This is a genomic window from Blastococcus sp. TF02A-35 (genome assembly GCF_004571075.1).
Lineage (GTDB): Bacteria > Actinomycetota > Actinomycetes > Mycobacteriales > Geodermatophilaceae > Blastococcus.
On sequence record NZ_SPQP01000016.1, the window covers coordinates 49,956 to 76,439 of the forward strand.

Annotated in this window: 27 protein-coding genes; 8 read left to right on the forward strand and 19 right to left on the reverse strand. The window is 73.3% G+C overall.

From position 1 onward, the window contains the following. Window positions 1–4: 4 nt before the first annotated feature. From E4P43_RS09870 to E4P43_RS09920, 11 genes are all read right to left on the reverse strand, one after another. Entirely contained in the window at window positions 5–355 is a 351-nt protein-coding gene (locus E4P43_RS09870) for a hypothetical protein (RefSeq protein ID WP_135145279.1), read from the reverse strand. 32 nt (window positions 356–387) lie between these two features. Continuing rightward, window positions 388–1,254, reverse strand: a complete 867-nt coding sequence (prcA, locus tag E4P43_RS09875) for a proteasome subunit alpha (RefSeq protein ID WP_135145280.1) — start codon at window positions 1,252–1,254, stop codon at window positions 388–390. 3 nt (window positions 1,255–1,257) lie between these two features. Continuing rightward, window positions 1,258–2,115, reverse strand: a complete 858-nt coding sequence (gene prcB / locus E4P43_RS09880) for a proteasome subunit beta (RefSeq protein WP_209313819.1) — start codon at window positions 2,113–2,115, stop codon at window positions 1,258–1,260. Window positions 2,116–2,222: 107 nt separating this feature from the next. After that, entirely contained in the window at window positions 2,223–2,651 is a 429-nt protein-coding gene (locus E4P43_RS09885) for an endonuclease VII domain-containing protein (RefSeq protein WP_245159053.1), read from the reverse strand. A gap of 251 nt (window positions 2,652–2,902) precedes the next feature. Next, window positions 2,903–3,112 carry a ubiquitin-like protein Pup gene (locus E4P43_RS09890; RefSeq protein ID WP_135145282.1) on the reverse strand — a complete coding sequence of 70 codons (210 nt, stop codon included), beginning with the start codon at window positions 3,110–3,112 and terminating at the stop codon, window positions 2,903–2,905. Between the two features lie 113 nt (window positions 3,113–3,225). After that, window positions 3,226–4,731, reverse strand: coding sequence for a depupylase/deamidase Dop (gene dop, locus E4P43_RS09895; RefSeq protein ID WP_135145283.1), 1,506 nt, complete (start codon window positions 4,729–4,731; stop codon window positions 3,226–3,228). A 37-nt stretch (window positions 4,732–4,768) separates the two neighbouring features. Further along, on the reverse strand, window positions 4,769–5,737 hold the full coding sequence (locus E4P43_RS09900) for an NAD(P)-dependent alcohol dehydrogenase (protein ID WP_135145284.1): 969 nt from the start codon (window positions 5,735–5,737) through the stop codon (window positions 4,769–4,771). Continuing rightward, the gene (locus E4P43_RS09905; RefSeq protein ID WP_135145285.1) at window positions 5,734–5,961 is read right to left on the reverse strand and encodes a helix-turn-helix transcriptional regulator; all 228 of its coding nucleotides are present in this window, start codon (window positions 5,959–5,961) and stop codon (window positions 5,734–5,736) included. The genes E4P43_RS09900 and E4P43_RS09905 overlap by 4 nt, the downstream gene beginning before the upstream one ends. Then, window positions 5,955–6,383: a hypothetical protein gene (locus E4P43_RS09910; protein WP_135145286.1), complete on the reverse strand. Its 429-nt coding sequence runs from the start codon at window positions 6,381–6,383 to the stop codon at window positions 5,955–5,957. Before E4P43_RS09910 ends, E4P43_RS09905 begins: the two co-directional genes overlap by 7 nt. 151 nt (window positions 6,384–6,534) lie before the next feature. After that, the gene (gene arc, locus E4P43_RS09915) at window positions 6,535–8,313 is read right to left on the reverse strand and encodes a proteasome ATPase (RefSeq protein ID WP_135145287.1); all 1,779 of its coding nucleotides are present in this window, start codon (window positions 8,311–8,313) and stop codon (window positions 6,535–6,537) included. Window positions 8,314–8,420: 107 nt separating this feature from the next. Beyond that, window positions 8,421–9,290, reverse strand: a complete 870-nt coding sequence (locus tag E4P43_RS09920; RefSeq protein WP_135145318.1) for a tRNA (adenine-N1)-methyltransferase — start codon at window positions 9,288–9,290, stop codon at window positions 8,421–8,423. Window positions 9,291–9,451: 161 nt separating this feature from the next. Between E4P43_RS09920 and E4P43_RS09925 the strand changes: the two genes are divergently transcribed. Together E4P43_RS09925 and E4P43_RS09930 are read left to right on the forward strand one after the other, a co-directional pair. Next, window positions 9,452–10,402, forward strand: a complete 951-nt coding sequence (locus E4P43_RS09925) for a PD-(D/E)XK nuclease family protein (protein ID WP_135145288.1) — start codon at window positions 9,452–9,454, stop codon at window positions 10,400–10,402. Between the two features lie 8 nt (window positions 10,403–10,410). Continuing rightward, on the forward strand, window positions 10,411–10,923 hold the full coding sequence (locus E4P43_RS09930) for a hypothetical protein (protein WP_135145289.1): 513 nt from the start codon (window positions 10,411–10,413) through the stop codon (window positions 10,921–10,923). A 19-nt stretch (window positions 10,924–10,942) separates the two neighbouring features. On the opposite strand, the gene E4P43_RS09935 is transcribed toward E4P43_RS09930, so the two are convergent. Beyond that, window positions 10,943–11,647 carry an HAD family phosphatase gene (locus tag E4P43_RS09935; protein WP_135145290.1) on the reverse strand — a complete coding sequence of 235 codons (705 nt, stop codon included), beginning with the start codon at window positions 11,645–11,647 and terminating at the stop codon, window positions 10,943–10,945. 153 nt (window positions 11,648–11,800) lie between these two features. Between E4P43_RS09935 and E4P43_RS09940 the strand changes: the two genes are divergently transcribed. Then, on the forward strand, window positions 11,801–12,781 hold the full coding sequence (locus tag E4P43_RS09940; RefSeq protein WP_135145291.1) for a GGDEF domain-containing protein: 981 nt from the start codon (window positions 11,801–11,803) through the stop codon (window positions 12,779–12,781). Between the two features lie 33 nt (window positions 12,782–12,814). On the opposite strand, the gene E4P43_RS09945 is transcribed toward E4P43_RS09940, so the two are convergent. Together E4P43_RS09945 and E4P43_RS09950 are read right to left on the reverse strand one after the other, a co-directional pair. After that, window positions 12,815–13,489 carry a class F sortase gene (locus E4P43_RS09945; RefSeq protein WP_135145292.1) on the reverse strand — a complete coding sequence of 225 codons (675 nt, stop codon included), beginning with the start codon at window positions 13,487–13,489 and terminating at the stop codon, window positions 12,815–12,817. Window positions 13,490–13,563: 74 nt separating this feature from the next. Beyond that, window positions 13,564–14,340: a hypothetical protein gene (locus E4P43_RS09950; RefSeq protein ID WP_135145293.1), complete on the reverse strand. Its 777-nt coding sequence runs from the start codon at window positions 14,338–14,340 to the stop codon at window positions 13,564–13,566. Window positions 14,341–14,524: 184 nt separating this feature from the next. Between E4P43_RS09950 and E4P43_RS09955 the strand changes: the two genes are divergently transcribed. Together E4P43_RS09955 and E4P43_RS09960 are read left to right on the forward strand one after the other, a co-directional pair. Beyond that, complete coding sequence (locus E4P43_RS09955; RefSeq protein ID WP_167759140.1) at window positions 14,525–15,094, forward strand: copper resistance protein CopC; 570 nt, start codon at window positions 14,525–14,527, stop codon at window positions 15,092–15,094. Further along, a complete protein-coding gene (locus E4P43_RS09960) occupies window positions 15,091–16,464 on the forward strand; it encodes a CopD family protein (protein WP_135145295.1) in 1,374 nt (457 codons plus the stop codon). Before E4P43_RS09955 ends, E4P43_RS09960 begins: the two co-directional genes overlap by 4 nt. Before the next feature lie 23 nt (window positions 16,465–16,487). Here E4P43_RS09960 and metH read toward each other — a convergent pair whose 3' ends face one another. Beyond that, on the reverse strand, window positions 16,488–20,288 hold the full coding sequence (gene metH / locus E4P43_RS09965) for a methionine synthase (protein WP_135145296.1): 3,801 nt from the start codon (window positions 20,286–20,288) through the stop codon (window positions 16,488–16,490). Window positions 20,289–20,497: 209 nt separating this feature from the next. Between metH and E4P43_RS09970 the strand changes: the two genes are divergently transcribed. After that, complete coding sequence (locus E4P43_RS09970) at window positions 20,498–21,367, forward strand: PAC2 family protein (protein ID WP_209313820.1); 870 nt, start codon at window positions 20,498–20,500, stop codon at window positions 21,365–21,367. Window positions 21,368–21,486: 119 nt separating this feature from the next. On the opposite strand, the gene E4P43_RS09975 is transcribed toward E4P43_RS09970, so the two are convergent. Beyond that, window positions 21,487–22,527 carry an HD domain-containing protein gene (locus E4P43_RS09975; RefSeq protein WP_135145297.1) on the reverse strand — a complete coding sequence of 347 codons (1,041 nt, stop codon included), beginning with the start codon at window positions 22,525–22,527 and terminating at the stop codon, window positions 21,487–21,489. Next, window positions 22,524–23,777 (reverse strand): cysteine--1-D-myo-inosityl 2-amino-2-deoxy-alpha-D-glucopyranoside ligase, encoded by a 1,254-nt coding sequence (gene mshC, locus E4P43_RS09980; RefSeq protein WP_135145298.1) that lies wholly within the window; start codon window positions 23,775–23,777, stop codon window positions 22,524–22,526. The genes E4P43_RS09975 and mshC overlap by 4 nt, the downstream gene beginning before the upstream one ends. A gap of 75 nt (window positions 23,778–23,852) precedes the next feature. Here mshC and E4P43_RS09985 point away from each other — a divergent pair, with 75 nt between their 5' ends. Together E4P43_RS09985 and E4P43_RS09990 are read left to right on the forward strand one after the other, a co-directional pair. Then, the gene (locus E4P43_RS09985) at window positions 23,853–24,569 is read left to right on the forward strand and encodes a maleylpyruvate isomerase family mycothiol-dependent enzyme (protein ID WP_135145299.1); all 717 of its coding nucleotides are present in this window, start codon (window positions 23,853–23,855) and stop codon (window positions 24,567–24,569) included. A 53-nt stretch (window positions 24,570–24,622) separates the two neighbouring features. After that, the gene (locus E4P43_RS09990; protein ID WP_135145300.1) at window positions 24,623–25,171 is read left to right on the forward strand and encodes a hypothetical protein; all 549 of its coding nucleotides are present in this window, start codon (window positions 24,623–24,625) and stop codon (window positions 25,169–25,171) included. A 24-nt stretch (window positions 25,172–25,195) separates the two neighbouring features. On the opposite strand, the gene E4P43_RS09995 is transcribed toward E4P43_RS09990, so the two are convergent. Together E4P43_RS09995 and E4P43_RS10000 are read right to left on the reverse strand one after the other, a co-directional pair. Then, a complete protein-coding gene (locus E4P43_RS09995) occupies window positions 25,196–25,582 on the reverse strand; it encodes a VOC family protein (RefSeq protein WP_135145301.1) in 387 nt (128 codons plus the stop codon). A gap of 148 nt (window positions 25,583–25,730) precedes the next feature. Beyond that, a complete protein-coding gene (locus E4P43_RS10000) occupies window positions 25,731–26,480 on the reverse strand; it encodes an SCO1664 family protein (RefSeq protein WP_135145302.1) in 750 nt (249 codons plus the stop codon). Window positions 26,481–26,484 lie beyond the last annotated feature (4 nt).

Here is a 26,484-nt window from a genome sequence, read left to right on the forward strand (position 1 = left end):
GGGGTCAGGACCGCTTCGCGTCGAGGCGCTGCAGCAGCTCGTCGAACGCCTCCTCGATCTGCCCGTGGTCGTTCTGGGCGGCGCGCTGCTTGCCGTGGATGAGCGCGGCGCGGTTGACCTTCCGGAAGTCGCCGTAGGGGAACCGGTACCGCTTCTTGGTCTCCTCGCCCGCGTCGGGGTCGACGGCGAGGTGCCAGGAGGCGTAGCCCGGCCAGCCGCGCTGCTCGATCTCGCGGTTGCCGTCGTCGGCCGAGGGAGCGGCGTCCGACCACTCCGTCGTGTCGTCGACGGCCCCGTCCTCGATCAGCTTCCGCGCCTGGGTGACGGCATCCTCGTTGAGCTCGTAGGTCGGCATGCGGCTCCCCTACCCCGCCGGGCGGTGAGAACTCAGCCCTGCGGGCCGGGCCCCTCGCCGCTGCCCGCCGTGCCGCCCGCGGTGTCGGGTGCGGCGGGGTCACCGAGGCCGGCGGGGGTGCCGGGGGCCGGCTGGCTGGGCGTGTGCGCGTGCGTCTCGCCCTCGGGGGCGTCGGGCGCCGTTCCCCCGTCACCGAGCAGCGAGTGCAGGGAGGCGCCGACGACGCGGCGGAAGGCGCGCTTGGGACGGCGCCGGTCGAGGACGGCCACCTCCAGCTGCTCGGCGCTGAGCCGGGCGTGGCCGCCGTGGCCGGAGCCGGCGGTGGCAGGGCTGACGGCGGACAGCGCGTCGACGCCGACCTTGAGCGCGTCGGCGAGACCCATGCCGGCGTGGAAGTTCTCGCGGAGGTGGCCGGTGACGGCGTCGGCCTGGCCGCCCATCACCACGAAGTCCGGCTCGTCGACGACCGAGCCGTCGAAGGTGAGCCGGTAGAGCTGGTCGCGCTCGGGGGTCTCCCCCACCTCGGCGACGCACAGCTCGACCTCGTAGGGCTTCATCTGCTCGGTGAAGATGGCGCCGAGCGTCTGCGCGTAGGCGTTGGCGATGACCCGGCCGGTGACGTCGCGCCGGTTGTAGGAGTAGCCGCGGACGTCGGCCAGGCGCACGCCGGCGACGCGGAGGCTCTCGAACTCGCTGTACCGGCCGACCGCGGCGAAGCCGATGCGGTCGTAGATCTCGCCGATCTTGTGCAGCGTGGAGCTCGGGTTCTCGGCGATCAGCAGGACGCCGTCGGCGTAGGTGAGGACGGCGACGCTGCGACCGCGGGAGATGCCCTTGCGGGCGTACTCCGAGCGGTCGCGCATGACCTGCTCGGCGGAGGCGTAGTAGGGCATGGTCATGGCTCAGGCCTCCCGGTCCATGTTCTGGCGGTCGGCCGCCGCGCGCTGGGTGACGATCTCGTCGGCGACGGCCGCGACCTCGGCGTCGGTGAGCCGGACGGCGCCCTCGGCGTCGACCCGGTAGACGATCGGGTACAGCCGGCGCACGGGGTCGGGGCCGCCGGTGGCGGAGTCGTCGTCGGCGGCGTCGTAGAGCGCCTCGACGACGGTGCGGGTCGCGGCGTCGGCCGGAAGTCCGGAGCGCCAGGTCTTCTTCAGCGAGTTCTTCGCGAACAGCGAGCCCGAGCCCACGGCGGCGTAGCCGCGCTCCTCGTAGTTCCCGCCGGTGACGTCGTAGCTGAAGATCCGGCCCGGGGAGGCGCCGGCTGCGGCGTCCAGGTCGAAGCCGGCGAACAGCGGGACGACGGCCAGGCCCTGCATGGCCGCGCCGAGGTTGCCGCGGATCATCTGCGCGAGCCGGTTGGCCTTGCCGTCGAGGGACATGGTCAGCCCCTCGATCTTCTCGTAGTGCTCCAGCTCCACCTGGTAGAGCTTCACCATCTCGATGGCGATGCCCGCCGCACCCGCGATGCCGATGACGCTGTAGGAGTCGGCCGGGTAGACCTTCTCGATGTCGCGGCTGGAGATCAGGTTGCCCATGGTGGCCCGGCGGTCGCCGCCCATCAGGACGCCGCCCTCGAACGTCGCGGCCACGATCGTGGTGCCGTGCGGAGCGATGTCACCCATCGGCACGGCCGGGACCGGCCGGCGCCCCGGCAGCAGGTCGGGCGTGGTGGCCCCGAGGAAGTCGGTGAACGAGGAGCCCACCCGGTCCAGGTACGCGGGCGGGAACCCGCTCCGGCCAGCTGACGACTCGTTCACCCATCCGCCTCTCCCACCCGCTCGCGCCGGCGTGGATCGCTGTCCTGCCGGGTGCCGCACGTGCTGCTCGGACGCGGTCCCGGACCTCGCTGCGACCCTACCGGCGGCTAGCGCACTCGGACGGGTCGGACCGGACCGAGGCCGCCGGCGGCGAACGTGGCGACGATGTACTGGCTCAGCGTGTGGAAGGCGACGTAGTCGGCGGCTTCGCGCAGCACCTCCGGGTCGTCCTTGAACTGCCCCAGACCGCCGTTGCAGTTGGAGCACAGCAACGCTCGGACCGCACCGGTCGCGTGGTCGTGGTCGACGTGCGCTGCGGGAGCCGTTCTGCAGATGGCGCAGGCGCCGCCCTGGGAGACGAGCATCTCGTCCGCTTCGGCGGCGGTGATCCCGTACCGCCGGGACAGGTGATAGGTCCGGGACCCACCGACCTTCTCCCGGGATGCCTTCCCTCGCTGGTTGTGGCACGGCAGGCAGTAGGTGGCGACACCAGTCGCGCTCGCTCGCGACCGGGCGAAGTGCTCCAGCGGCTTCACCTCGCCGCAGTCAGGGCCCCACTTGGAGCCTCGAGGCACCACCAGGCCTTCCGGAGGGCGTCGATGGACTCCTGGTGCCACCCGCCGCGCAGCCCTGCTCCGCGCGGACCTCTCAACGAGGTGCTCGCGGCAGTAGAACGCGAGACCGTCGCGCGATCGCTTGTTCGACGTGAATGCGCTGACCGGACGGTGCTGCCCGCAGTCGCGGCAGAACTTCGTGTCCATGGGCGGGCATTACGGAACAAGATCGTTCACTGGCCGCCCTTTTGTACGTATGCACGTACGAAGTCCTCGGCGTTCTCCTCGAGCACGTCGTCGATCTCGTCCAGGAGGGAGTCGACGTCCTCGGTCATCTTCTCGTGGCGCTCGGCGACGTCGGAGTCGACCGAGGCCTCGATCTCCTCGTTCTCCTCGCGCGAGCGCGTCGCCTTCTGCTGTCCGCCGGTGTCCCTGGTGACCATGCTGCCCTCCGGTCCTTCACGTGGCTGGTGCTGGTCAGGAAACTACTCGCAGGCGCCGACATCCGGCGTCCGCCGACCGGGTGCCGTGGACGCCGCTGCGCCCTGTGGACGCCTCAGGGACCGGTGATGGTGTCGACGAGCTCCTGAGCCGTCGCCGACGCCTCGAACAGCGCCCCCACGTGCTCCCGCGTCCCGCGCAGCGGCTCGAGCGTCGGGATGCGGACGAGGTTCTCCCGTCCCAGGTCGAAGACGACCGAGTCCCACGAGGCCGCGGCGACCTGTCCCGGGAACCGCCGCAGGCACTCACCGCGGAAGAAGGCCCGGGTGTCCCCCGGCGGCGAGGTCATCGCCCGCGTAACCTCCTCGTCGGTGAGCAGCCGCTTCATCGCCCCCCGGGCGACCAACCGGTTGTAGAGCCCCTTCTCGGGCCGGACGTCGGAGTACTGCAGGTCGACCAGCCGCAACCGCGAGTCGCCCCAGTCCAGGCCGTCGCGCGAGCGGTAGCCCTCCAGCAGCCGCAGCTTCGCCGGCCAGTCGAGGCGGTCGGCCAGCCGCATGGGGTCGGCCTCGAGGTCGTCCAGGACGCTCGCCCACTGCGCCAGCACGTCGCTGGTCTGCTGGTCGGCCTCACCGCGCGTCTCCACGAAGCGGACCGCCTTCTCCAGGTAGATCCGCTGCAGCTCGACAGCGGTCAGCCGCCGCCCGTCCCGCATCCGGATGCGGTGGGTCAGCGTGGCGTCGTGGCTGACCGCCTGGAGCTCCTGCACCGGCTCCTCGATGGCCAGGTCATGGGGCAGCGCGCGGGCCTCGATCATCGCGAGCACGAGCGACGTCGTCCCGACCTTGAGGTAGGTCGACAGCTCCGCGAGGTTGGCGTCGCCGATGATGACGTGCAGCCGGCGGTACTTGTCCGCGTCGGCGTGCGGCTCGTCGCGGGTGTTGATGATCGGCCGCTTGAGCGTCGTCTCCAGGCCGACCTCGACCTCGAAGAAGTCGGCGCGCTGGGAGAGCTGGAAGCCGGCGGTGCGGCTGTCCACGCCGATGCCGACCTTGCCCGACCCGGCGAAGACCTGGCGGGTGACGAAGAAGGGCACCAGGCCGCGGATGATGTCGATGAACGGCGTCCGCCGGTCCATCAGGTAGTTCTCGTGGGCGCCGTAGGAGGCACCCTTGCCGTCGGTGTTGTTCTTGTAGAGCTGGATCGGGCTCGTGCCGGGGATCCGCGCCGCGCGGCGGGCCGCCTCGGCCATCACCTGCTCCCCCGCCTTGTCCCACAGCACGATGTCGCGCGGGGTGGTGACCTCCGGCGTCGAGTACTCGGGGTGCGCGTGGTCGACGTACAGCCGGGCACCGTTGGTCAGGATGACGTTGGCCATCCCGTGGTCCTCGTCGAGGTCGTTGTGGTCCAGGGCCTGCGCCGGCGTCAGGTCGAAGCCGCGGGCGTCGCGAAGCGGCGACTCCTCCTCGAAGTCCCAGCGCGGCCGCCGCGGCGTCGGCGCCTCGGCCACCGCCCAGGCGTTCACCACCAGGCTCGACAGCGTCGTGGGGTTCGCCCCCGGCTGCCCCGGCACCGAGATGCCGTACTCGACCTCGGTGCCCATGACCCGCCGGACGCTCATGGCCCAACCCTAGGCCGCGGGCGCCGGACGGCTCGCGCTAGACCGTGACGACGGCCTTGCCGGCGACCCGGCCCCCCTCCAGGTCGCGGATGGCCCGAGCGGCGTCGGCGAGCGCGTAGGTGCGGCTCACCGCGGGCCGCACGGCGCCGCTCTCGAGCAGCTCGCGGACGGTCTCCAGATCGGGCCGGCGGACCACCGCGACGAAGAAGTGCAGCCGCTGGCGGACCAGGGGTGACAGCAGAGCGGCTCCCAGCTGTCGGCCCATCCCGCCGGTGAGGCGGTCGCCTCCCTCGCCGCCCACGATGACCAGCGTCCCGCGCGGCGACAGGACCCGGCGCAGCCGCGAGACGCTGCGGTTGCCGGCGATGTCGAGGACGAGGTCGAACCGGTCCTCCGACTCGACGACGTCGGTCACCGTGTAGTCCACGACCTCGTCCGCCCCCAGCGACCGCACCAGCTCCAGCTTGGACGTGCTGCACACGCCGGTGACGTGCGCTCCGCAGGCCTTGGCGATCTGCACCGCGTACGAGCCGACGCCGCCTCCGGCGCCGATGACCAGGACCCGCTGGCCAGCCCGGACCCGGCCGTGCGTGCGCAGCGCCTGCAGCGCGGTGACAGCGGACGTCGGCACCGCCGCCGCCTCCTCGAAGGTCAGCACCGCCGGCTTCAGGACGCACCGGTCTTCCCGCACGGCCGCGAGCTCGGCGAAGGCGCCGGAGCAGGTGCCGAGCACCTCGTCGCCCGGCCTGAGCGCCTCGACCTCGACCCCGACGGCCTCCACGACGCCCGAGACGTCCATGCCCAGCACCGGGTTCCGCGGCACCCGCAGCCCGAACGCCAGGCGGCCCAGGTGGGGCAGGCCGGTCATGACGTGCCACACGCCGCGGTCGACGCCGGCCGCCCGTACCCGGACGAGGACCTCGCGGGGGCCGATCGCCGGCTGGTCGACCTCCCCCAGTGCCAGCACGTCGGCCGAGCCGTACTCGTAGCGCACGATCGCCTTCATCGTCCTTCTCCGTCCGGGTACTGGAACACCTCGTCGAGCGGAGCGCCCAGGGCCTGGGCGATCCGGAATGCCATCTCCAGCGACGGCGAGTAGCGACCCTGCTCGATCGCGATCACCGTCTGCCGGGTCACGCCGACGCGTGCGGCGAGCTCGGCCTGCGTCATCTCCCCCCGCGCGAAGCGCAGGGCCCGGATCGTGTTGGTGACCCTGGTCGGCTTCACCACGGCTGGAACCCCCAGCGGTAGGCGGCGATCTTCGCGGCGGAGCCGAGCACGGCCGAGAGCACGAAAGCCAGGTAGACCGCGTTGGCGATCCAGAAGTGGTCGGCCTCGACCAGGGAGAGCACGAGCGCGCCGACCCCGCCGACGACCAGGAAGGACTGGCCGACGTGCTCACCGAACCGGTCGATCTCCCGGTCCCGCTGGTCCCGCGCGCCGGCGTCCTGCGGAGCGGCCGCCGCCAGCGGTACCTGCAGCACGATGTTCGCGACGATCGCGGCTCCGATGCTCCACAGCAGGGCGGCGACGTACGGCGTGCCGGCCACGTCACCCGTCACGCTCCGGCTCAGGATGACGACCACGTAGGCCGCGTAGGCACCGATCGAGACCAGGGCCATCAGCCAGGCCCGCTTCTCCTGGAACGCCACCACGACCTCCGATGTCAAAGATGCTGGACACGGAGAACGTAAAGCTATGCCGACATCGTGTCAAGGATCGTTTACATAGCCCCACCCCGTGCAGACGACGACGGCCCGGCTCCCAGGTGGAAGCCGGGCCGTCGGTCGACGTCGGTCGGTGCTACAGGTACTGGCCGGTGTTCGTGGCGGTGTCGATGGCCCGGCCCGCCTCGTTGCCCTTGCCGCTGATGAGCGTGCGGATGTAGACGATCCGCTCGCCCTTCTTGCCCGAGATCCGCGCCCAGTCGTCGGGGTTGGTGGTGTTGGGCAGGTCCTCGTTCTCCTTGAACTCGTCGAGGCACGCCGCCGTCAGGTGGCTGACCCGCAGCCCGCCGGCGCCGGTCTCCAGCTGCTCCTTGATCGCCATCTTCTTCGCCCGGTCGACGATGTTCTGCAGCATGGCGCCGGAGTTGAAGTCCTTGAAGTAGAGGACCTCCTTGTCACCGTTGGCGTAGGTGACCTCGAGGAAGCGGTTCTCCTCGCTCTCGGTGTACATGCGCTCGACGGTGCGCTGGATCATCCCGGCGATCGTCGCCTCGCGGTTGCCGCCGTGCTCGGCCAGGTCGTCGGGGTTGATCGGCAGCGTCGGCGTCAGGTACTTGCTGAAGATGTCCCGCGCGGCCTCGGCGTCCGGCCGCTCGATCTTGATCTTCACGTCGAGCCGGCCGGGGCGGAGGATCGCCGGGTCGATCATGTCCTCCCGGTTGGAGGCCCCGATGACGATGACGTTCTCCAGGCCCTCGACGCCGTCGATCTCGCTGAGCAGCTGCGGCACGATCGTCGACTCGACGTCGGAGGAGACCCCGGACCCACGGGTCCGGAAGATCGAGTCCATCTCGTCGAAGAACACGATGACCGGCGTGCCCTCGCTGGCCTTCTCCCGCGCACGCTGGAAGACCAGGCGGATGTGCCGCTCGGTCTCGCCGACGTACTTGTTGAGCAGCTCGGGGCCCTTGATGTTGAGGAAGTAGGACTTCCCCTGGCTCGTGTCGCCGTCGCCGCGCACCGCCGCGACCTTCTTGGCCAGCGAGTTGGCGACCGCCTTGGCGATCAGCGTCTTGCCGCACCCGGGCGGGCCGTAGAGCAGGATCCCCTTGGGCGGCCGCAGCTCGTACTCGCGGAACAGGTCCGCGTGCAGGAACGGCAGCTCCACGGCGTCGCGGATCTGCTCGATCTGCCGGGACAGACCCCCGATGTCGGTGTAGTCGATGTCGGGGACCTCCTCGAGGACGAGCTCCTCGACCTCGCTCTTGGGGATCCGCTCGTAGACGTAGCCCGAGCGGCTCTCCAGCAGCAGGGAGTCCCCGACGCGCAGCGGCTGCCCGGTCAGGGAGTCGGCGAGGTAGACCACGCGCTCCTCGTCGGTGTGCCCGATGACCAGCGCACGCTGCGTGACGCCGTCGATCGGCTCGAGCAGCTCCTTGAGCATGACGACGTCGCCCTGGCGCTCGAACGACCGCGCCTCGACGACGTTCATCGCCTCGTTGAGCATGACCTCCTGGCCGGCGCGCAGAACGGTCACGTCGACGTTCGGCGAGACCGAGACCCGCAGCTTGCGGCCGGCGGTGAAGACGTCGACGGTGCCGTCGTCGTACCGGTTCAGGAAGACGCCGTAGCCGGACGGCGGCTGGCCGAGGCGGTCGACCTCCTCCTTGAGCGTGACCAGCTGCTCGCGGGCGTCCCGCAGCGTGCTGGCGAGCTTGTCGTTGCGCTCGGAGAGGAAGGCCGCGCGGCCCTCCGCCTCGGCGATCCGCTCCTCCAGCACGCGCACCTGGCGCGGGCTGTCGGACACCTTGCGGCGGAGCAGTCCGATCTCCTCCTCGAGGTAGGAGATCTGAGTGAGCAGCGCAGCGACGTCACGCTCACGTCGCGCGTTCATCTCGTCGGGACCCAGGCCCATCACGCACCTCCGCACTTTCGGGGGAGCCAGGACGCAAATCTATACACGCGCGACGACAGTTCGCCGTCGCCTCGCCAAGGCCGCTCGGGGGTGCTAGGGCGCGCCCGTCAGTGCTTCTGGGCGCGCCGCTGGCGGATCGGGGCAACGGTCCCCTCGGCCAGCCGGCGGGCGGTCACCAGGAACGCCGTGTGGGCGACCATCCGGTGCTCGGGGCGCACGGCCAGGCCCACCGCGTGCCACGGGCGCATCAGCGTCTCCCAGGCGTAGGGCTCGGTCCACACGCCCTGGGCACGCAGCGCCTCGACGTAGGTCGACAGCTGCGTCACCGTCGCCACGTAGCCGACGAGCACGCCGCCCGGGCGCAGCGCCGCGGCCACCGTCGGCAGGACCGCCCACGGCTCGAGCATGTCGAGGACGACGCGGTCGACGACCTCCTCGGCCGGGTGGTCGGCCAGGTCCCCCAGGCGCAGGCTCCAGTTGCCCGGGACCTCGCCGAAGAAGGCCCCGACGTTCGTGCGGGCGACGTCGGCGAAGTCCTCGCGGCGCTCGTAGCTGGTCAGCGACCCCTCGGAGCCGACGGCGCGCAGCAGCGAGCAGCTCAGCGCGCCGGAGCCCGCGCCGGCCTCCAGCACGCGCATCCCCGGGCCGACGTCCCCGAACGCCACGATCTGGGCGGCGTCCTTCGGGTAGATGACCTGGGCCCCGCGCGGCATGGAGAGCACGTAGTCGGCCAGCAGCGGGCGCAGCGCCAGGTAGCCGGTGTTCGCCGTGGAGTGGACGACCGAGCCCTCCGGCGCGCCGATCAGGTCGTCGTGCTCGATGGCGCCGCGGTGGGTGTGGAACTGCTTGCCGGGCGTCAGGACGACGGTGTGGTGCCGCCCCTTGGGGTCGGTCAGCTGGACCCGGTCACCGGCGACGAACGCCCCCTCGACCGCGGACGGGTCCTCCTGCCCCCCACCACTCGCAGGCTCGCGCAGGGTCCCTGCAGAAGGGCCGTCGGTCGCAGGGCTGACGTCGAGCTCTGGCTCGGGCTGGGTGTCCACGGGCGACCAGCGTACGGACGGTGCGGGTGTGACCCGTGACGCCGATGCGGCGCGGTCGCTCGGAAGTGTCGGTGGGGCGACCTAGCCTCGGGTGCATGACGGCGATGGTGCAGACCGACCCGCAGGCCGACGGCTCCGCAGCAGCGGACGCGCCGCCGGCCGAGGCGGCCACGGCGCCGCGTCGCCCGTCCCTCTCGCCCAGCCGGGCGGCGGACTTCAAGACCTGCCCGCTGCTGTACCGCTTCCGCACCATCGACCGGCTGCCCGAGAAGAAGAGCCTCGCCGCCGTCCGGGGCACGCTGGTGCACTCGGTGCTGGAGCGGCTGTACGACCTGCCGCCCGCCCAGCGGACGCCGGAGAGCGCGCTCGAGCTGCTGGAGCCGGCCTGGGGCGAGCTGCGCGAGGAGCCCGGCATCGCGGAGCTGTTCGCGGCCGCGGACGACGCCGGCGCCGAGACCGACGTGAACGCCCCCGAGTCGGTCGAGGCGTGGCTGGCCTCGGCCGGGAAGCTCGTCGAGAGGTACTTCACGCTGGAGGACCCGCGCCGCCTCCAGCCCGAGGCCCGCGAGGAGCTGGTCGAGGTCACGCTGCCCGACGGGCTGCTGCTGCGCGGCTACGTCGACCGGCTCGACGTCGCCCCGAACGGCGCGCTGCGCGTGGTCGACTACAAGACCGGCTCGATGCCGCGCGAGGCGTTCGAGTCCAAGGCGCTGTTCCAGATGAAGTTCTACGCGCTGGTGCTCTGGCGCACCCGCGGCGTGGTGGCGGCGCAGCTGAAGCTGCTCTACCTGGGTGACGGGGACGCCCTGACCTACGCTCCGGACGAGGCCGAGCTGGTCCGCTTCGAGCGCACGCTGCAGGCGATCTGGTCGGCGATCGAGCGCGCGGTGGAGACCGGCGAGTTCCGGCCCAACAAGACCCGGCTCTGCGGCTGGTGCGACCACCAGGCCCTGTGCCCGGCGTGGGGCGGCACTCCCCCGCCGTTCCCCGCCGAGGCAGCCGCGGCCGCCGGATGGCGGACCACGCTGCCCGTCACGCCGGTCTGACCGTCGAGGTGGCCCGCCGACCGGGGCGTGCGGTCTCGCCGTACACGGAGCTCGACGTCCTGGTCGACGCGCTCCGGGCCATGGTGGCCGAGGTGATCGCCGCCCTCCCCACGGGCGCGGCCACCGTCATCGAGCGTCCCGAGCTGGCCATGAGGGCGGAGGGCACGGTCACGATCCGGCTGCAGCCCTCGGTGCCTCACGCAGCAGCCGTCGAGCTCACCCCGGACCACCACGACACCGTCTTCGTCGGGATCGGTCAGCACGGCTGGCTGGAGGTCTTCTTCCTGCCATCCGAATGGGCGGAGCTCGTCCCGGCCGTACGGGCGCTCGTCCATGCAGCCGCCGAGGGGCGCATCCGCGAGCGGAGCTGGGTCCGGCGCGGCAAGGAGTCCGGCGCACGGACCGAGCTGTTCGAGAACAACCGGTGGCGGGTGATCGGGGACTCCGGGCGGACCCACCTCCGCCGCCGGACCGGTGTGCACGAGGAGCGCAGCGCACCCTGGGTGCTGACGGACACGTGACCCGGTCGGCGTCCGGCGCTCAGCGGCCGGCGAGCTCCACAGCCGCGCCGGCCGCCAGCACGTCGGCCAGCGTCGCGACGTCGGTCCCGGCGAGCGTCCCCACCAGCGTGAGGCCCGGCGCCGGTGGCACCGGCTGCATCGCGGGCACCCCGAGCACGGCCATCCCGGCCGCCAGCCCCGAGGTCACGCCCACCAGCGAGTCCTCGACCACCACGCACGCCGAGGGGTCGACGCCCAGGGCGGCGGCCGCCTGGAGGTAGGGCGCCGGGTCCGGCTTGCGTGCCGGCACCTCGTCCCCGCACACGGTGAGGTCGAACGGGTCGCCGCCCAGGTCCCGCGCGATGGTGCCGAGCACGATGTCGGCCAGCCGGCGCGGCGTCGTCGTCACCAGCGCCGTGCGAAGCCCGGCGCCGCGCACCGACCCCAGCAGCTCGCGGGCACCTGGGCGCCACGGGATGCCGCCGGCCATCAGCTCCCCGGTCCGGTCCTCCACCCAGCGGGCGTCAGCCAGCAGCTGCTCCTCGGTGCGCACGACCCCGAGGTCGGCGTGCAGGACCTCCATCGACCGGCGCATGGAGGTGCCGACCGTCGCCGCGCGGGCCTCGGGCGACATCACGCCGCCCAGGGTGGCGGCGAGCTCGAACATCGCCTCGCCCCAGTACTCCTCGGTCTGCACCAGCGTGCCGTCCATGTCGAAGAGGACTGCGGCAAGCGTGCTCGGCATCTGGTCGGCGCTCTTCCTGTGGTGGTCCCGTGCCCCTGAGTGTCCCAGCCGGTCCGGTCCGTCGATGACGACGCCCCCCTCCTCGGGGGGATGTCACGGTGAACGTGCAGCTCAGCCCTCCAGGAGCCCCCCGGCCAGGACGATGACGGGCGGGTGAGGAGATCCACGGTCGAGCCGGCGGTGCGGGACGTCGCGTCCCTCCGCACGATGGCACGCACCCTGGCCCTGTTCTTCGTCGCCGGCGGGTGCACCGCGCTGCTGTCCGCGAGCGGTGGGAGCGACCACCCCGGGCGCCGCTGGGTCGTCGCCGGCGCGGGCCTGCTGGCCGTGGCTGTCGGCGCCGGCCTCTCCCGCTGGGGGGTGACCCTCTCCCGTCTCGTGCTCGGCGGCCTGGTCACGGTCGGCTGCTCGCTGATCACGCTCGTGGTGCTGGTCAGCCCCGACTCGACCACCGCCGTGCTCTGCGCCTCGATCAGCACCTTCGTCGGCGTCATCGCCTGCTTCTTCGCCGACCGGCGCGTCGCGGTCGCCCACGTGGTGACCGCCGTCGTCAGCACCTCGGCGGCGCTGGTGCTGCGCGGCGACACGTCGCTCGTGACCGCGGGCGCGCTCGCGGTCGTCGTGGTCACGCTCGCCTGCGTGACCCGGACCCTGGTCCTGCGCGCCTCCGACGCCGGGTCGGACGCGCTCACGGGGCTGGCGAACCGTCGCGGCTTCGACGAGGCGCTCGAGGAGCACACCTGGCGCTCCGACGCCCAGCTGTCGGCGGCGCTGCTCGACCTCGACCACTTCAAGCGCATCAACGACACCGCCGGCCACGAGGCCGGCGACGCGCTGCTGCGCCGGGTCGCCGGCGCCTGGCGGCGGGAGCTGCCTCCGGGGGCGCTCCTGGCCCGGCACGGCGGTGACGAGTTCGCGCTGCTGATGCCCGGCCTGTCGGGCACCGAGGCCCTGTCCGCGGTCCGCCGGCTCTGCTCCCTCGTCCCCGACGTCAGCGTCTCGGCGGGCGTCGCGGAGCGCCGCGCCGGGGACACCGCCGCACAGCTGATGCGCCGCGCGGACCTCGCGCTCTACCGGGTCAAGGCCGACGGTCGCGGCGCAGCGGCGCTGCACACCGAGACCGCCGTCGGCTGAGCCGCCGTCCCGCCGGAGCACGGCGGCCGCGGGTCAGGCCGGGCGCGTCCCGGTCAGGGTGGCGAACGCGATCACGTTGTCCTCGTAGCTGCGCGCGCCGGAGTCGAAGTCGCCCCCGCAGGTGATGAGCCGCAGCTGGGAGTCGTCGGTGTTGCCGTAGACCTCGAGGGTCGGGAAGTCGTCCTTCGGGTGCACCTCGACCCGGTCGACGGCGAACACCGCGACCGTGCCGTCCGCTCGGGTCACCGTCACCTCGGAGCCGGGCTCCAGGGCACCGAGGTCGAAGAAGACCCCCGGGCCGTGCTCGGCGGAGTCCACGTGCCCGAGGATGACCGCGGGCCCCACCTCGCCGGGGGCCGGTCCTCGCTGGTACCAGCCGGCCTGGTCGTCCGGGGCGAGCGGCGGCACCTCGACGGTGCCGTCGTCGTTCAGGTCCAGGCGGAGCAGGTCGCTGGTGACGTCGATGCTCGGGATGCCCACCGAGACGGGGTCGGCGACCTGGGCGGGCGGCGCGTCGGCAGGCGTCCCGGGCTGCCCGGTCGGCGCGGGCACGGCCGGCTGGGAGCGTTCGGTGCTCGCTGCCGGCGCCGGGGCCTCCTGCTGACCGTTCACCCCGACCACGACGGCGACGACGGCCACGACCGCGAGCGCGACGGCCAGGGCCGCCCACCACGTGCGGGGGCCCGGACGGCGGCTGCTCTGGGTCACGCGGTTCCTCCGGATCGTGGGGGTGGGGCCGGGGCCGCACGGGAGACCTCTCCCGTGCGGCCCCGGGTGCCGGGTCAGGCCTGCTCGGCCTGACGGCGGCGGTAGGCGATCGCACCGGCGGCGGCCGCACCGGTCAGCGCGACGGCGCTGATGCCGAAGGCGGCCTGCTGCTCGATGCCGGACGTGGCACCCGCACCGGTCTCGGCGCCACCGCTGGGCGCGGTGCCCATCTGCGCGGCCTTCAGCGGGCCGCACGCGGCGGGAGCGGTGGCCTCCATGGGCAGCGACGGGTCCAGGTCGCTCTTGACGTTGCCGTCGTAGGCGCCCGAACCGTCCTTGTCCACACCGTGCACCACCAGGACGGCGGTCCCGGCCTCGAACGCGGCGTGCACGTCCGGGGTGACGTCGAAGGTGCGCTCGTAGGTGAGCGTGCCGCCCTCGGCGGTCGGGAAGCGGTCGACCGCGAGCCCGCTGTCGGGGCTGGTGTCCCCGGTCGTGGTCAGCGACGTGCCGATGGCGCCGTAGTACTTCGCGGCCTCGGTGACGCTGACGAAGCCGTCCTTGTCCGCGTCGTCGGACAGGTCGTTGCCCGGGCACTGGCCCAGCGCCGCGATGTGGAAGTGCTGGGCGTGCGGCGAGCCGGCGAGGAGGCCGGATGCCTTGACCATGACCGTGGCCTTGTTGCCGTCGAGCGTGACCATCCCGGTGCCGTCGACACCGGACATGTTCACGGCGCCGAGGTCGGCCTGGTAGCTCTGCGCGCCGTCGTGGGCGGAAGCCGTGCTGATGCTCAGCAGCGGGAAGGCCGCGGCGGCGAGGGCGACGGTCGGGAGTGCGAGTGCCTTGCGCATGGGCTTGCTCCAGTTCTCAGAGGTGACTGACCGGGCCCAGCGGACGGCTTCCCCGACGGGGAGATCTGTTCCCGCCACCGTTCTGACCCGCCCCGCATTCGGCGCCGGTGCACGGAGCGGTTCACCCACCAGCGAACTTTCTCGCCGCCCCAACCGGAACGCCCCTGTGCTGCGAACACCAGGCATGACTGCGACCCGAGCTGCTGGTACCGAGCACTCCCGCGGATGGCGCGTCCCCCGGCTCCTGCTCGGTGTGGCGGCCACCGCGCTGCTCCTGGTCGCGGCGCCGTCCGCGGCCCTCGCCCACGACGGCCTGGTCAGCAGCAGCCCGGCCGCCGACGGCGAGGTGGGCACCGCGCCGTCGACCGTCGAGCTCCGGTTCACCGGTGAGCCGCTGCCGCTGGGCACCCAGGTGCTGGTGACCGGGCCCGACGGTGCACCGGTGTCGGAGGGTCCCGCCACCATCGAGGGCACCGCCGTCGTCCAGCCGCTGGCCGAGCCGCTGCCGGCCGGGACGTACCGCGTCGACTGGCGCAGCACCTCCTCCGACGGTCACGGCCTGGCGGGCACCTACGCCTTCACCGTCGCCGGGACCGCGCCCTCCGCGGCGTCCGCCCCGGCGGCCACGGACGGCGTCGGGGCCACGGACGCGTCCGGCGCCGCCTCGCTGCCCGCCGTCTACCCGCTGGCCGGCGCGGGCTTGGTGGGCGCGCTCGGGGTGCTCACGGCCCGGCGGCTGCGCAGGCGGTCGTGACCCGCAGCACCCTCGCGGCGCCCGAGCCGCGGCTCGCCACGGCCACGGAGCCGAGGCGGCAGCGGCCCTGGGCGGCGCCGGCGGTCGCGGCCACCGGCGTGGGCCTGGCCGCCGTCGTGCTGGTGGCGGCGTCCGTCGGCGGCGGGGACCCCGCCCCGGGTGGCCCCGGCCCGCTGGTCGACGGGCTCGCGTCGGTCGTCGCCCTGGCGGCCCGGATCGCCGCCGTCGGCACGGTTGGCACGCTGGTCCTCGCCGCTGTCCTCCTGCCCGGCACGGCCGAGGCGCGACGCGCACTCGGGGCGGCCTCCACCTGGGCGCTCGCCTGGGCGGGGGCGACGGTGCTCGGCGCCGTCCTCACCGTGAGCCTGCTGGTGGGGCAGGCACCGACCGCCCTGCCCTGGTCGTCGCTGCAGGTCTACCTCCTCGACACCGGTGCCGGCCGCGCCACGCTGGTGGTGCTGGCGCTCACCGCCGTCCTCGTCCCGGCCGCGCGGCGGTGCCGGGGCGCGGGCGGCGCACGCCTGCTGCTGGCCGGTGCGGGGGCGGCGCTGCTGGCCCCGGTGGTGCTCAGCGGGCACTCCTCGGCCGCGGAGGACCACCTCGTTGCAGTCACCACGCTGGGCGTGCACGTCGTCGCCGCCGCCGTCTGGGTCGGGGGGCTGCTGGCCCTGCTGGCGCACGGCCGCGGCGCCGCCGAGGCGACCGCGGCGACCCGGTTCAGCACGGTGGCGCTGGTGTGCTTCCTCGCCACCGCCGGGACCGGCGTCCTGGCCGCCTGGTTCGTGCTCGGCGGGACCGACGCCCTCCTCGCGGCGGCCGGCACCGGCTACGGCTGGCTGCTGGTGGGCAAGACGACGGGCCTGGTCGCCCTGGGGATCCTGGGCCGGCAGCACCGCCGGCGCACGCTCCCCCGCCTCCGTGCCGGCGTGCCCGGCAGCTTCCGCCGGTTCGCCGCGGTGGAGGTGCTGGTCATGCTGGCGACCGTGGCGCTGGCCGTCGGCCTCGCGGGCTCCCCTCCCCCGACGGCGTCGGGGGCCTCCGCGCCGGCCCCCGCACCGGCCGCAACGGGCCAGGCGCGGACCGCGGCCCCGGCGGACCCGATGGCGGGCCACGACCACGGCGAGCTCTCGGTCGGCATCCTGGTCGACGGCACCCGGTTCCACGTCGCCGGGCCGGTCGCCGCCGGGTCGCGGGTGACGGTGCACAACGGCACCGACGAGCCGGTGACGATCACCGCGGCCGACGGCTCCTTCGACGTCGACGTGCCCGCGCGGACGCTGCTGACCTTCCCGGCCCCCGCGGAGCCCGGCGAGTACCCCTTCGCCAGCCGTCACTCCGACGAGTTCACCGACGTCCTCACGGTGAGGTGACGGAAGGGGCCTTGGGGGGCCTTCTACTCGTTCTCGGTCCGGTAGCCCAGGTTCGGCGAGAGCCACTTCTCGGCCTCGTCGACGGTCCAGCCCTTGCGCCGGGCGTAGTCCTCGACCTGGTCGCGGCCGACCCGCCCGAGCACGAAGTACCGCGACTCCGGGTGCGAGAAGTAGAAGCCGCTGACGGCGGCCCCCGGCCACATCGCCAGGCTCTCGGTCAGCTCGATGCCGGCCGTGGCCTCGACGTCGAGCAGCTCCCAGATGGTGCGCTTCTCGGTGTGCTCGGGGCAGGCCGGGTAGCCCGGCGCCGGGCGGATGCCGCGGTACTTCTCGGCGATCAGCGCCGCGTTGTCGTGCGTCTCGTCCGGCGCGTAGCCCCAGAACTCCTTGCGCACCCGCTCGTGCAGCCGCTCGGCGAACGCCTCGGCCAGCCGGTCGGCCAGCGCCTCCAGCATGATCGCGCTGTAGTCGTCGTTGTCCTTCTTGAACGCCATCACGCGCTCGGTGGACCCCAGACCCGCGGTCACCGCGAAGGCACCGACGTAGTCGGCCAGCCCGGTCTCCTTGGGCGCCACGAAGTCGGCCAGCGACTTGCGCGGCGAGCCGTCCCGGCCCTCGGTCTGCTGCCGCAGCTGGTGCAGCGTGGTGCGGACCGCGGTGCGCGACTCGTCGGTGTAGACCTCGATGTCCTCGCCGTCGACGCGGTTGGCCGGGAACAGGCCGAAGACGCCGCTGGCCCGCAACCACCTCTCGGCGACGATCCGGTCGAGCATCTCGTTGGCGTCGTCGTAGAGCCGCCGCGCCGCCTCGCCGGTCGCCGGGTTGTGCAGGATGTCGGGGAACCGGCCCCGCATCTCCCACGCGTTGAAGAACGGCTGCCAGTCGATGTAGCCGCGCAGCTCCTCGAGCGGGTAGTCGTGGAAGTGGCGCACGAACTGGGTGGCGCCGTCGAGCACGACCCCGCAGTCCGGCCCGGAGCAGACGTCCTTGGCCTGCTGCAGCAGCATCCGCGGCCGGGGCGGCGTGTAGCCGGTCCAGTCGATCGGGGTGGCGGCCTCGCGTGCCCTGTCGATCGGCAGGAGCTTCCGGCTGTCCTGCCGGGCGGCGTGCCGCTCGCGCAGCTCCGCGTACTCCTGGTCGGTGCGGGCCACCAGCGCGGGCCGCTGCTCGTCCGACAGCAGCGCGGCCACGACGGGCACCGACCTGGACGCGTCCTTCACCCAGATGACCGGGCCGTGGTACTTCTGCGCGACCTTGACCGCGGTGTGCGCGCGCGACGTCGTCGCCCCGCCGATGAGCAGCGGGATGTCGAAGCCCTGCCGCTCCATCTCCGAGGCCAGGTTCACCATCTCGTCCAGCGACGGCGTGATGAGCCCGGAGACGCCGATGATGTCGGCGCCCTCCTCCTTGGCGGCGTCGAGGATGCGCTGCGCGGGCACCATGACGCCGAGGTCGACGACGTCGTAGTTGTTGCACTGCAGGACCACGCCGACGATGTTCTTGCCGATGTCGTGGACGTCGCCCTTCACGGTGGCCATGACGACCTTGCCGTTGCTGCGCTCGGCGTCCCCCGGCTTCTTCTCCGCCTCGATGAACGGGATCAGGTAGGCGACCGCCTTCTTCATGACGCGGGCGGACTTCACCACCTGCGGCAGGAACATCTTGCCGGCGCCGAACAGGTCGCCGACGACGTTCATGCCGTCCATCAGCGGGCCCTCGATCACCTCGATGGGCCGGCCGCCGCGGGCGGCGATCTCCTGGCGGAGCTCCTCGGTGTCGTCCTCGACGTGCGCGTCGATGCCCTTCACCAGCGCGTGGGTGATCCGCTCGCCCACCGGCAGCGAGCGCCACTCCTCGGTGGCGACCTCCTTGGCGGCGCCGTCGCCGGCGTAGTCCCCCGCGATCTCCAGCAGCCGCTCGGTGCTGTCGGGGCGACGGTTGAGGATCACGTCCTCGATCCGCTCGCGCAGCTCCGCCGGAACCTCGTCGTAGACCTCGATGGCCCCGGCGTTGACGATCGCCATGTCCAGGCCGGCCTGGATCGCGTGGTACAGGAAGACGGCGTGGATCGCCTCGCGCACGGGGTTGTTGCCGCGGAAGGAGAACGACACGTTCGAGACGCCGCCGGACACCAGCGCGCCGGGCAGGTTCTGCTTGATCCAGCGGGTGGCCTCGATGAAGTCCAGCCCGTAGTTCGCGTGCTCCTCGATGCCGGTCGCCACGGCGAAGATGTTCGGGTCGAAGATGATGTCCTCGGCCGGGAAGCCGACCTGCTGGGTGAGCACGTCGTAGGCCCGCCGGCAGACGTCGATCCGCCGCTGCAGGTCGTCGGCCTGCCCGTTCTCGTCGAAGGCCATGACGACGACGGCGGCGCCGTACTTGGCGCACAGCCGGGCGTGCTCGACGAACTCCTCCTCGCCGTTCTTCATCGAGATGGAGTTGACGATGGCCTTGCCCTGGATGTTCTTGAGGCCGGCCTCCATCACCTCCCACTTCGAGGAGTCGACCATCACCGGGACGCGGGAGATGTCGGGCTCGGCGGCGATCAGCTTGGTGAAGCGGTCCATCGCCTCGACGCCGTCGATCATCCCCTCGTCCATGTTGACGTCGATGACCTGCGCGCCGGCCTCCACCTGCTGGCGGGCGACCGCGAGGGCCGCCGGGTAGTCGCCGGCCTTGATCAGGTTCCGGAAGCGCGCCGAGCCGGTGATGTTGGTGCGCTCGCCGACGTTGACGAACAGCGACTCCTCGGTGACCGTCAGCGGCTCCAGGCCGGACAGCCGCAGCGCGGGGCGGACCTCGGCCGGCGTGCGGGGAGCCTTGCCCTCGACGGCGGCGGCGATCGCGGCGATGTGCGCCGACGTCGTGCCGCAGCAGCCGCCGACGAGGTTCACGAAGCCGCTCTCGGCGAACTCGCCGATGATCGCCGCGGTCTCCTCGGGCGACTCGTCGTACTCGCCGAAGGCGTTGGGCAGCCCGGCGTTCGGGTAGCAGGAGACGAACGTGTCGGCGACGCGGGAGATCTCGGCGATGTAGGGCCGCATCTCCTTGGCGCCCAGCGCGCAGTTGAGGCCGACGAGCAGCGGCCGGACGTGCCGCACCGAGTGCCAGAACGCCTCGGTCACCTGGCCCGACAGGGTGCGGCCGGAGGCGTCGGTGATGGTGCCGGAGATCAGCACCGGCCAGCGGCGCCCGCGGTCGGCGAACAGCGTCTCCAGCGCGAAGATCGCCGCCTTGGCGTTGAGCGTGTCGAAGATCGTCTCGATGAGCAGGGCGTCCGAGCCGCCGTCGACCAGGCCGTTGGCCTGCTCCAGGTAGGCCTCGACCAGCTCGTCGAAGCTGATGTTGCGGGCGCCCGGGTCGTTCACGTCCGGGGAGATCGACGCCGTCCGGCTGGTCGGCCCGATGGCGCCGACGACGTACCGCGGCCTGTCCGGCGTCCGGGCGGTCATCGCGTCGGCCTCGGCGCGGGCCAGGCGGGCGGAGGCAACGTTCAGCTCGTAGGCCAGGTCCTCCATGCCGTAGTCCGACAGCGAGATCGTCGTGGCGTTGAAGGTGTTGGTCTCGATCAGGTCCGCGCCGGCCTCGAGGTACTCGCGGTGGATGCCGGCGATGATCTGCGGCTGGGTGAGGCTGAGCAGGTCGTTGTTCCCCTGCACGTCGCTCGGCCAGTCCGCGAACCGCTCGCCGCGGTAGCCCGCCTCGTCCGGGCGGTCCCGCTGGATCGCCGTCCCCATGGCGCCGTCGAGCACGAGGATGCGCTGCTGCAGCGCGGCGGTGAGGGCTTCGGTGGCGTCGGGCCGGAGGGTGGGTGCATCGGACACAGCGGATCCCCAGAGGCTTCACGTGGTGGGCGTGCGGGCGGCGTCCCTGGTGCGGGCGCTCCGTCACCCCGGCGGGCTGGCCCAGGCCTGGGCGTTCCCGATGTCGAGGCCATCGTCTCACCTCGGCGGCCCGCAGCACAGCAGGCCACGGCGCACATCCCCCCACGGCCACCGGGGGATGACGGCGGGATCGACGTAGGCTGGCAGGGGTGACCGACCCGATGTCCAGTGCCGACGACCTGCCGCAGCTCACCGACCCGGTGGTCGTCGTGGCCTTCGAGGGCTGGAACGACGCCGGCGACGCCGCGACCGGGGCGATCGAGCACCTCGAGCTGATCTGGGACGCCAAGCCGCTGGCCGCGCTGGACCCCGAGGACTACTACGACTTCCAGGTCAACCGCCCCACCGTCTCCCTGGTGGGTGGGGTGAGCCGCCGCATCGAGTGGCCGACCACGCGCATCTCCGTCGCCCGCCCCGAGGGCCTCGACCGCGACGTCGTCCTGATCCGGGGCATCGAGCCGAACATGCGCTGGCGCGGCTTCTGCGAGGAGCTCATCGAGATCCTCGAGGAGCTGGACGCGAGCATCGTGGTCGCGCTGGGTGCCCTGCTGGCCGACACCCCGCACACCCGCCCGACGCCGGTGACCGGCTCGGCCTACGACAGCGAGTCGGCCCGGACCTACGGCCTGGAGGCGTCCCGCTACGAGGGGCCGACCGGGATCCTCGGGGTCTTCCAGGACGCCTGCGTGCAGGCGGGCCTGCCGGCGATCAGCTTCTGGGCGGCGGTTCCGCACTACGTGTCGCAGCCGCCGTCGCCACGGGCCACGGTCGCGCTGCTGCAGCGGGTCGAGGAGGTCCTGGAGACGACGGTGCCCCTGGGCGCGCTGCCGCAGCAGGCCGACGACTGGGTGAAGACCGTCGACGAGATGGCCAACGAGGACGCCGAGGTCGTCGAGTACGTGCGCTCCCTGGAGGAGCGGGCGACCGAGGTCGACCTGTCCCAGGCCAACGGCGACACGATCGCCCGCGAGTTCGAGAGATACCTGCGCCGCCGGGGCGGCTCCGCCGGAGGAGCGTGAGCGCGGCCCCGTCGCAGGGACCCGTCGCGAGCGTGCGAGCGGTGGGGGGCGACGGGGTCCTTCCGCTGGGCGGCCGGGGCGGCTCCGCCGGCGGCGCCTGACGTCAGCGCGAGCCGGCCCTAGCGGAGCAGCGGGCGCATCTGGGACGACGCGTCGGCGTCGAACAGCCGGTCGTGCGTGGCCAGCGCGAACCGGTCGGTCATGCCCGACACGTAGTCCACGACCTGGGTGAGCACCGGGGCCTCGGTGTCCCGGTAGGTCGCCGGCATCAGGTCCGGGTGCGCCAGGTGGTGGTCGACCAGGCGGCGGATGACGTCGACGGCGACGTGCTTCTGCCCTGCGGCGACGTCGGAGGCGTACACGCGGCTGAACATGAAGTCCCGCAGCTCGTGCATCGCCTCGAGGGCGTCGGGGTCCATGACCACGCTCGTGCTGCCGGGGGCCAGCGAGCCGGCGACCACGGCGTCGATCATCCGGCCGACCATCTCGCTGCCGGGCTGACCGAAGACCGCGACGGCACGCGCCGGCAGGTCACCGGCGCGGATCACCCCGGCTCGGGCGGCGTCCAGCGCGTCGTGGGAGAGGTAGCCGATCCGGTCGGCGTACCGCACGCACTCGGCCTCGCGGGTGGCCGGCGGCGGGGAGATCTTCCAGCTGTGCGCGCGGATGCCGTCGCGCACCTCCCAGGTGAGGTTGAGGTCCTCGAGCACCTCGACGATGCGCACGCCCTGCGCGGCGTGGTGCCAGCCGCCCTCGACGTAGGGGTCGAAGGCGTCCTCCCCGATGTGGCCGAACGGCGAGTGGCCGACGTCGTGGCCGAGCGCGATCGCCTCGGCCAGAGACTCGTTCAGCCCGAGCGCGCGGGCCAGGGACCGGGCGACCTGGTTGACCTGCAGGGTGTGGGTGAGCCGGGTGACGAAGTGGTCACCGTCGGGGTTCAGGAAGACCTGCGTCTTGTGCTTGAGCCGGCGGAAGGCCTTCGCGTGCAGGATCCGGTCGCGGTCGCGCTCGAACGCCGTCCGCAGCGGGTCCTCCGCCTCCGGCCGGGCCCGGCCGCGCGAGGCGGCGGCCCGGGTGGCGGCGGGGGCCAGGTCGGCCTCCGCCCGCTCCCGGGCGGCGCGGTCGGTCAGCCGGAACGGCCCCGGGGGCGCACCGGTCATCCGCAGTCGCCCAGGTCCACGCCGAGGAGCGCGTCGACGGCGTCGCAGATGACCCGCGGCGCCTCCTCCTCGAGGTCCGCTCCCCCGGCCAGGGTGCGCCGCGTCCATTCGTCGACCAGGGCGATGGCGCCGGGGCTGTCGAGGTCGTCGGCCAGCCGCTCCCGCAGCCCGAGCAGCACCGCGCCGGCCGGCGCACCGGCGTCCAGCGCGGTGGCGCGGCGCCAGGTGGCCAGCCGCTCCTCGGCCTCGCTGAGCAGGGCGGGGGTCCACGCGCGGTCGGTGCGGTAGTGGCCGGACAGCAGCGCGAGGCGGATCGCCATCGGGTCCACGCCCTCGCCGCGGAGCTTGGAGACGAACACCAGGTTGCCGCGGCTCTTGCTCATCTTCTCGCCGTCGAGCCCGATCATCGCCGCGTGCACGTAGGCCTTCGCGAAGGGCTTGGTGGCGGTGAGCGCCTCGGCGTGGACGGCGGAGAACTCGTGGTGCGGGAAGACCAGGTCGCTGCCGCCGCCCTGCACGTCGAAGCCCATGCCGATGGTGTCCAGCGCGATGCAGGCGCACTCGATGTGCCAGCCCGGGCGGCCCTCGGCGCCCCGCGGGCCGGGCCACGAGGGCTCGCCCTCGCGGCGGCCGCGCCACAGGAGGGGGTCCAGCCGGTTCCGCTTGCCCGCCCGGTCGGGGTCGCCCCCGCGCTCGGCGAAGAAGCGCAGCATCGTCTCCTCGTCGTACCGGGACTCGCTGCCGAAGCCGGGCGCCTGCGCGACGTCGTGGTAGACGTCGCCGGTGCCGTCGTCGAGCACGTAGGCCAGGCCGGCGTCCAGCAGCTGCTCGATCTGCGCCACGATGCCCGGGATCGCCTCGACCGCGCCCACGTAGTCCTCCGGCGGCAGCACGCGCAGCGCCGTCATGTCCTCGCGGAACAGCGCCGTCTCCCGCATGCCGAGGACGACCCAGTCCTCGCCGTCGCGGTCGGCACGCTCGAGCAGCGGGTCGTCGATGTCGGTGACGTTCTGCACGTAGTGCACGGCGTGGCCGGCGTCCCGCCACATGCGGTTGACCAGGTCGAAGGCCAGGTACGTGGCCGCGTGCCCGAGGTGCGTGGCGTCGTACGGGGTGATGCCGCAGACGTACATCCGCGCGGTCCGGTCGGGGGTCGTGGCGACCACCTCTCCCCGGGCGGTGTCGTAGACCTTGAGGACGGGGCCGGTGCCGGGCAGGGTCGGCAGCAGCGGAGCGGGCCAGGAGAGCACGGCACGAGCCTAGTTGCGAGGTCCGACGCCGCCGGGCCGCACGCCCGTGCGGGTCATCCGGTCGGAGGGGGCACCATGGACGTCGACGAGTACCTGCCCGCCCTGCGGCGGGTGAACGCCCGGTTCGGTGAGGCCGCCGCGGAGGCCGTCCTCGCCCGCGGGTGGGCGGCCCGCGTGCCGGGCTGCCCGGACTGGTCGCTGGCCGACCTGGTGTGGCACCTGGCCGAGGTGCAGCGGTTCTGGGCGTGGGTGGTGGCCACGCGCGCGCCGGACCCCTCCGGCTACGTCGAGCCGGTGCGGCACGCCGACGACGAGCTGCTGGCCTACGCGGCGGCGCGCAGCGCCGAGCTCGAGACGGCGCTGGCCGGCGCGGACCCCGCCGAGCGCGTCTGGACGTGGGCCGCGCGCCAGGACGTCGCCTTCGTCCTCCGCCGCCAGCTGCACGAGGCCACGGTGCACACGGTCGACGTCGAGCAGGTGCTCGGCGACGTGCGGCCGATCCCCGCCGACGTCGGGCTGGACGGCCTCGACGAGTGGCTGGAGGTCATGGTCCCCGCCGCGCTGCCCGCCGGCCCGCCCGACGACGCGCACCCGGTGGTGCTGCACGCGGTCGACGCCGACGCCGAGCGCACGCTGTTCCCCGGCTCGCGCCCGTTCCCGGTCGCGACGCTGACCGGCACCGCCGGCGACCTGATGCTCGCGGTCTGGCGGCGCGTGCCGCTGGAGGTCCTCACCGTCGACGGCGACGGTCCCCGGGCGGCCGCGACGATCGGGCTCGTCCGGCTGGAGTGAGCCGCGCAGGAACCTCTCGAAGCGCCCACGAACCGGGCCTACCGTGACCTGCCATGGCAACGGCGCTGGCCCTCGCGGGTGTCGTCCTCGGCTGGCTGCTGTCGGCGGCGACGGAGGCGCTGCGGCGCCGGCGGGAGGGGCGGATCGCGGCGCGGATGGTCTACGTGGAGCTGCTCGAGAACAAGCACTCCCTGGAGCAGGCCATCGGCTCGGGCGGTGACATGCCGGCGCCACCGCGGTACACCGCCTGGGAGGGGCACGCGCCCGCGCTGCTGCACGACGACCGCTCCGGCGAGCTGAGCCTGGCCGTGCTGACCGCCTACAGCAGCGTCAGGTCGGACGCGGCGATGGTCGAGTGGATGCGGGCGGACCAGGAACGCCGCATGGCGCGGCTCCGCGAGCTCACGACGGCGCTGCAGGGCGCCTCCGACGGTGGCGCGGACCCCGGCGCCGCAGCGGAGCTGCGGCTGCTGGCCCGGAACGTCGAGAGCGCCGACGCGAACCTGGCCGGCTACCTCTCGACGGTCGGTTCCTCGACGCTCCCGCGGGTCGAGGAGGCCCTGCGGATGCTCGGCGCGCGCACGGGCATGGCCGCCTCCTGACCGCGCCTGCGCGCGACCCGGTCCTCAGGGCCAGCTGACGGCGTGGCGGTCGAACTCCTCGCCGGTCTGGACGCCGACGACGCAGAACACCAGCCCGGCCGGGTCCAGCAGCTGCCAGAACGTGCCCATGTCCCGGTGCCGCCGCGCTCCCAGCGCCTCCAGGCGGGCGACCTCGGCGGGGATGTCGTCGGTCTCGATGTCCACGTGCCAGCGCGGCGGCGTCCCCTCCCCCGTCCGCTGGACCTCCACGTGCCATCCGTCGGCGAACGAGCCGAGCGACGCCCAGCTCTCGTCGTCGGCGTCGGGCGCGGCAGGGCGCCCCGTGGCACCGGCCCAGAAGGCGCTGCCCGCGGCGTGGTGCTCCGGCGGGAGGTCGAGCAGCAGGATCGACAGTCGCGAGCGGTGCGCCATGCGCGCACCCTAGGGCCGGCGGGTGACACCGGTCATCCGCGACGGAGGTACCGGCGAGCGGGGCGCACGGGTACCCGCGTTCTTGCGTGAGCGCGCGGTCCTCACCAGCGTCGTGACCGCGTTCTCGCGCGAGCAGGCGGGGTCGATCTCAGAAGGGCGGCCAGGGCAGCGCGGGCCACTCGCCGTTGGGCTCGGGGTGCAGCTTGGTCCGCAGCAGGTCGGCCACCCGCCGCTGGGTGCACCGCACCTCGGTCCGGGTGAGGTGCTCGTGCAGCTGCTCGCCGAGGTCGCCGCGCAGGTCGTCGGCCAGCTTCTCCAGCACCTCGAGCGCGGCCAGCGGGATCGGGCGCCCCGCCCAGCGCCACAGGAGCGTGCGCAGCTTCGGGTCCACCGAGAAGCAGATGCCGTGGTCGACGCCGTACACGTGGCCGTCGGGCATCGGGATGATGTGCCCGCCCTTGCGGTCGGCGTTGTTCACCACCGCGTCGAACACCGCCATCCGGCGCAGCGCGGGGTCGTCGCGGCGCACGAACTCGGCGAGGTCGACGTCCTCGTCGCCGTCCACCCAGAGCTGCACCATCCCCGGGCCGAACGGGCCCTCCCGCAGCACCGTGGGCGGCACGACCCGCCAGCCGGTGGCCTCCGAGACCAGGTACGCGGAGATCTCCCGGCCCGCGAGGGTGCCGTCGGGGAAGTCCCAGAGCGGCCGCTCCCCCGCCACCGGCTTGTAGACGCACTCGGCGGCCACGGAGTCCGTGCGGATCGCGCCCACCAGCGTCACGTTCGACGCGTCGAGCATGCGGCCCTCGAGGTCGATCGTCCCGGTGCGCAGCAGCTCCAGGGCCTCCGCCTCGTCGGCCGGCGGGCGCAGGTCGGGCCCGGCCGGCTGCTCGCTCACCGGG

Excerpts from the sequence above, each read along its gene's own strand:
- E4P43_RS09890 (WP_135145282.1), bottom strand. The coding sequence starts at position 3,112 with ATGGTCACCAGGGACACCGGCGGACAGCAGAAGGCGACGCGCTCGCGC.
- E4P43_RS09935 (WP_135145290.1), bottom strand. The coding sequence starts at position 11,647 with ATGCCGAGCACGCTTGCCGCAGTCCTCTTCGACATGGACGGCACGCTG.
- E4P43_RS09870 (WP_135145279.1), bottom strand. The coding sequence starts at position 355 with ATGCCGACCTACGAGCTCAACGAGGATGCCGTCACCCAGGCGCGGAAG.
- E4P43_RS09990 (WP_135145300.1), top strand. The coding sequence starts at position 24,623 with ATGGCAACGGCGCTGGCCCTCGCGGGTGTCGTCCTCGGCTGGCTGCTG.
- E4P43_RS09985 (WP_135145299.1), top strand. The coding sequence starts at position 23,853 with ATGGACGTCGACGAGTACCTGCCCGCCCTGCGGCGGGTGAACGCCCGG.
- E4P43_RS09995 (WP_135145301.1), bottom strand. The coding sequence starts at position 25,582 with ATGGCGCACCGCTCGCGACTGTCGATCCTGCTGCTCGACCTCCCGCCG.
- arc (WP_135145287.1), bottom strand. The coding sequence starts at position 8,313 with ATGGGCCTGGGTCCCGACGAGATGAACGCGCGACGTGAGCGTGACGTC.
- E4P43_RS09900 (WP_135145284.1), bottom strand. The coding sequence starts at position 5,737 with ATGAAGGCGATCGTGCGCTACGAGTACGGCTCGGCCGACGTGCTGGCA.
- E4P43_RS09950 (WP_135145293.1), bottom strand. The coding sequence starts at position 14,340 with ATGCGCAAGGCACTCGCACTCCCGACCGTCGCCCTCGCCGCCGCGGCC.
- E4P43_RS09925 (WP_135145288.1), top strand. The coding sequence starts at position 9,452 with ATGACGGCGATGGTGCAGACCGACCCGCAGGCCGACGGCTCCGCAGCA.
- prcA (WP_135145280.1), bottom strand. The coding sequence starts at position 1,254 with ATGACCATGCCCTACTACGCCTCCGCCGAGCAGGTCATGCGCGACCGC.
- E4P43_RS09975 (WP_135145297.1), bottom strand. The coding sequence starts at position 22,527 with ATGACCGGTGCGCCCCCGGGGCCGTTCCGGCTGACCGACCGCGCCGCC.
- E4P43_RS09955 (WP_167759140.1), top strand. The coding sequence starts at position 14,525 with ATGACTGCGACCCGAGCTGCTGGTACCGAGCACTCCCGCGGATGGCGC.
- dop (WP_135145283.1), bottom strand. The coding sequence starts at position 4,731 with ATGAGCGTCCGGCGGGTCATGGGCACCGAGGTCGAGTACGGCATCTCG.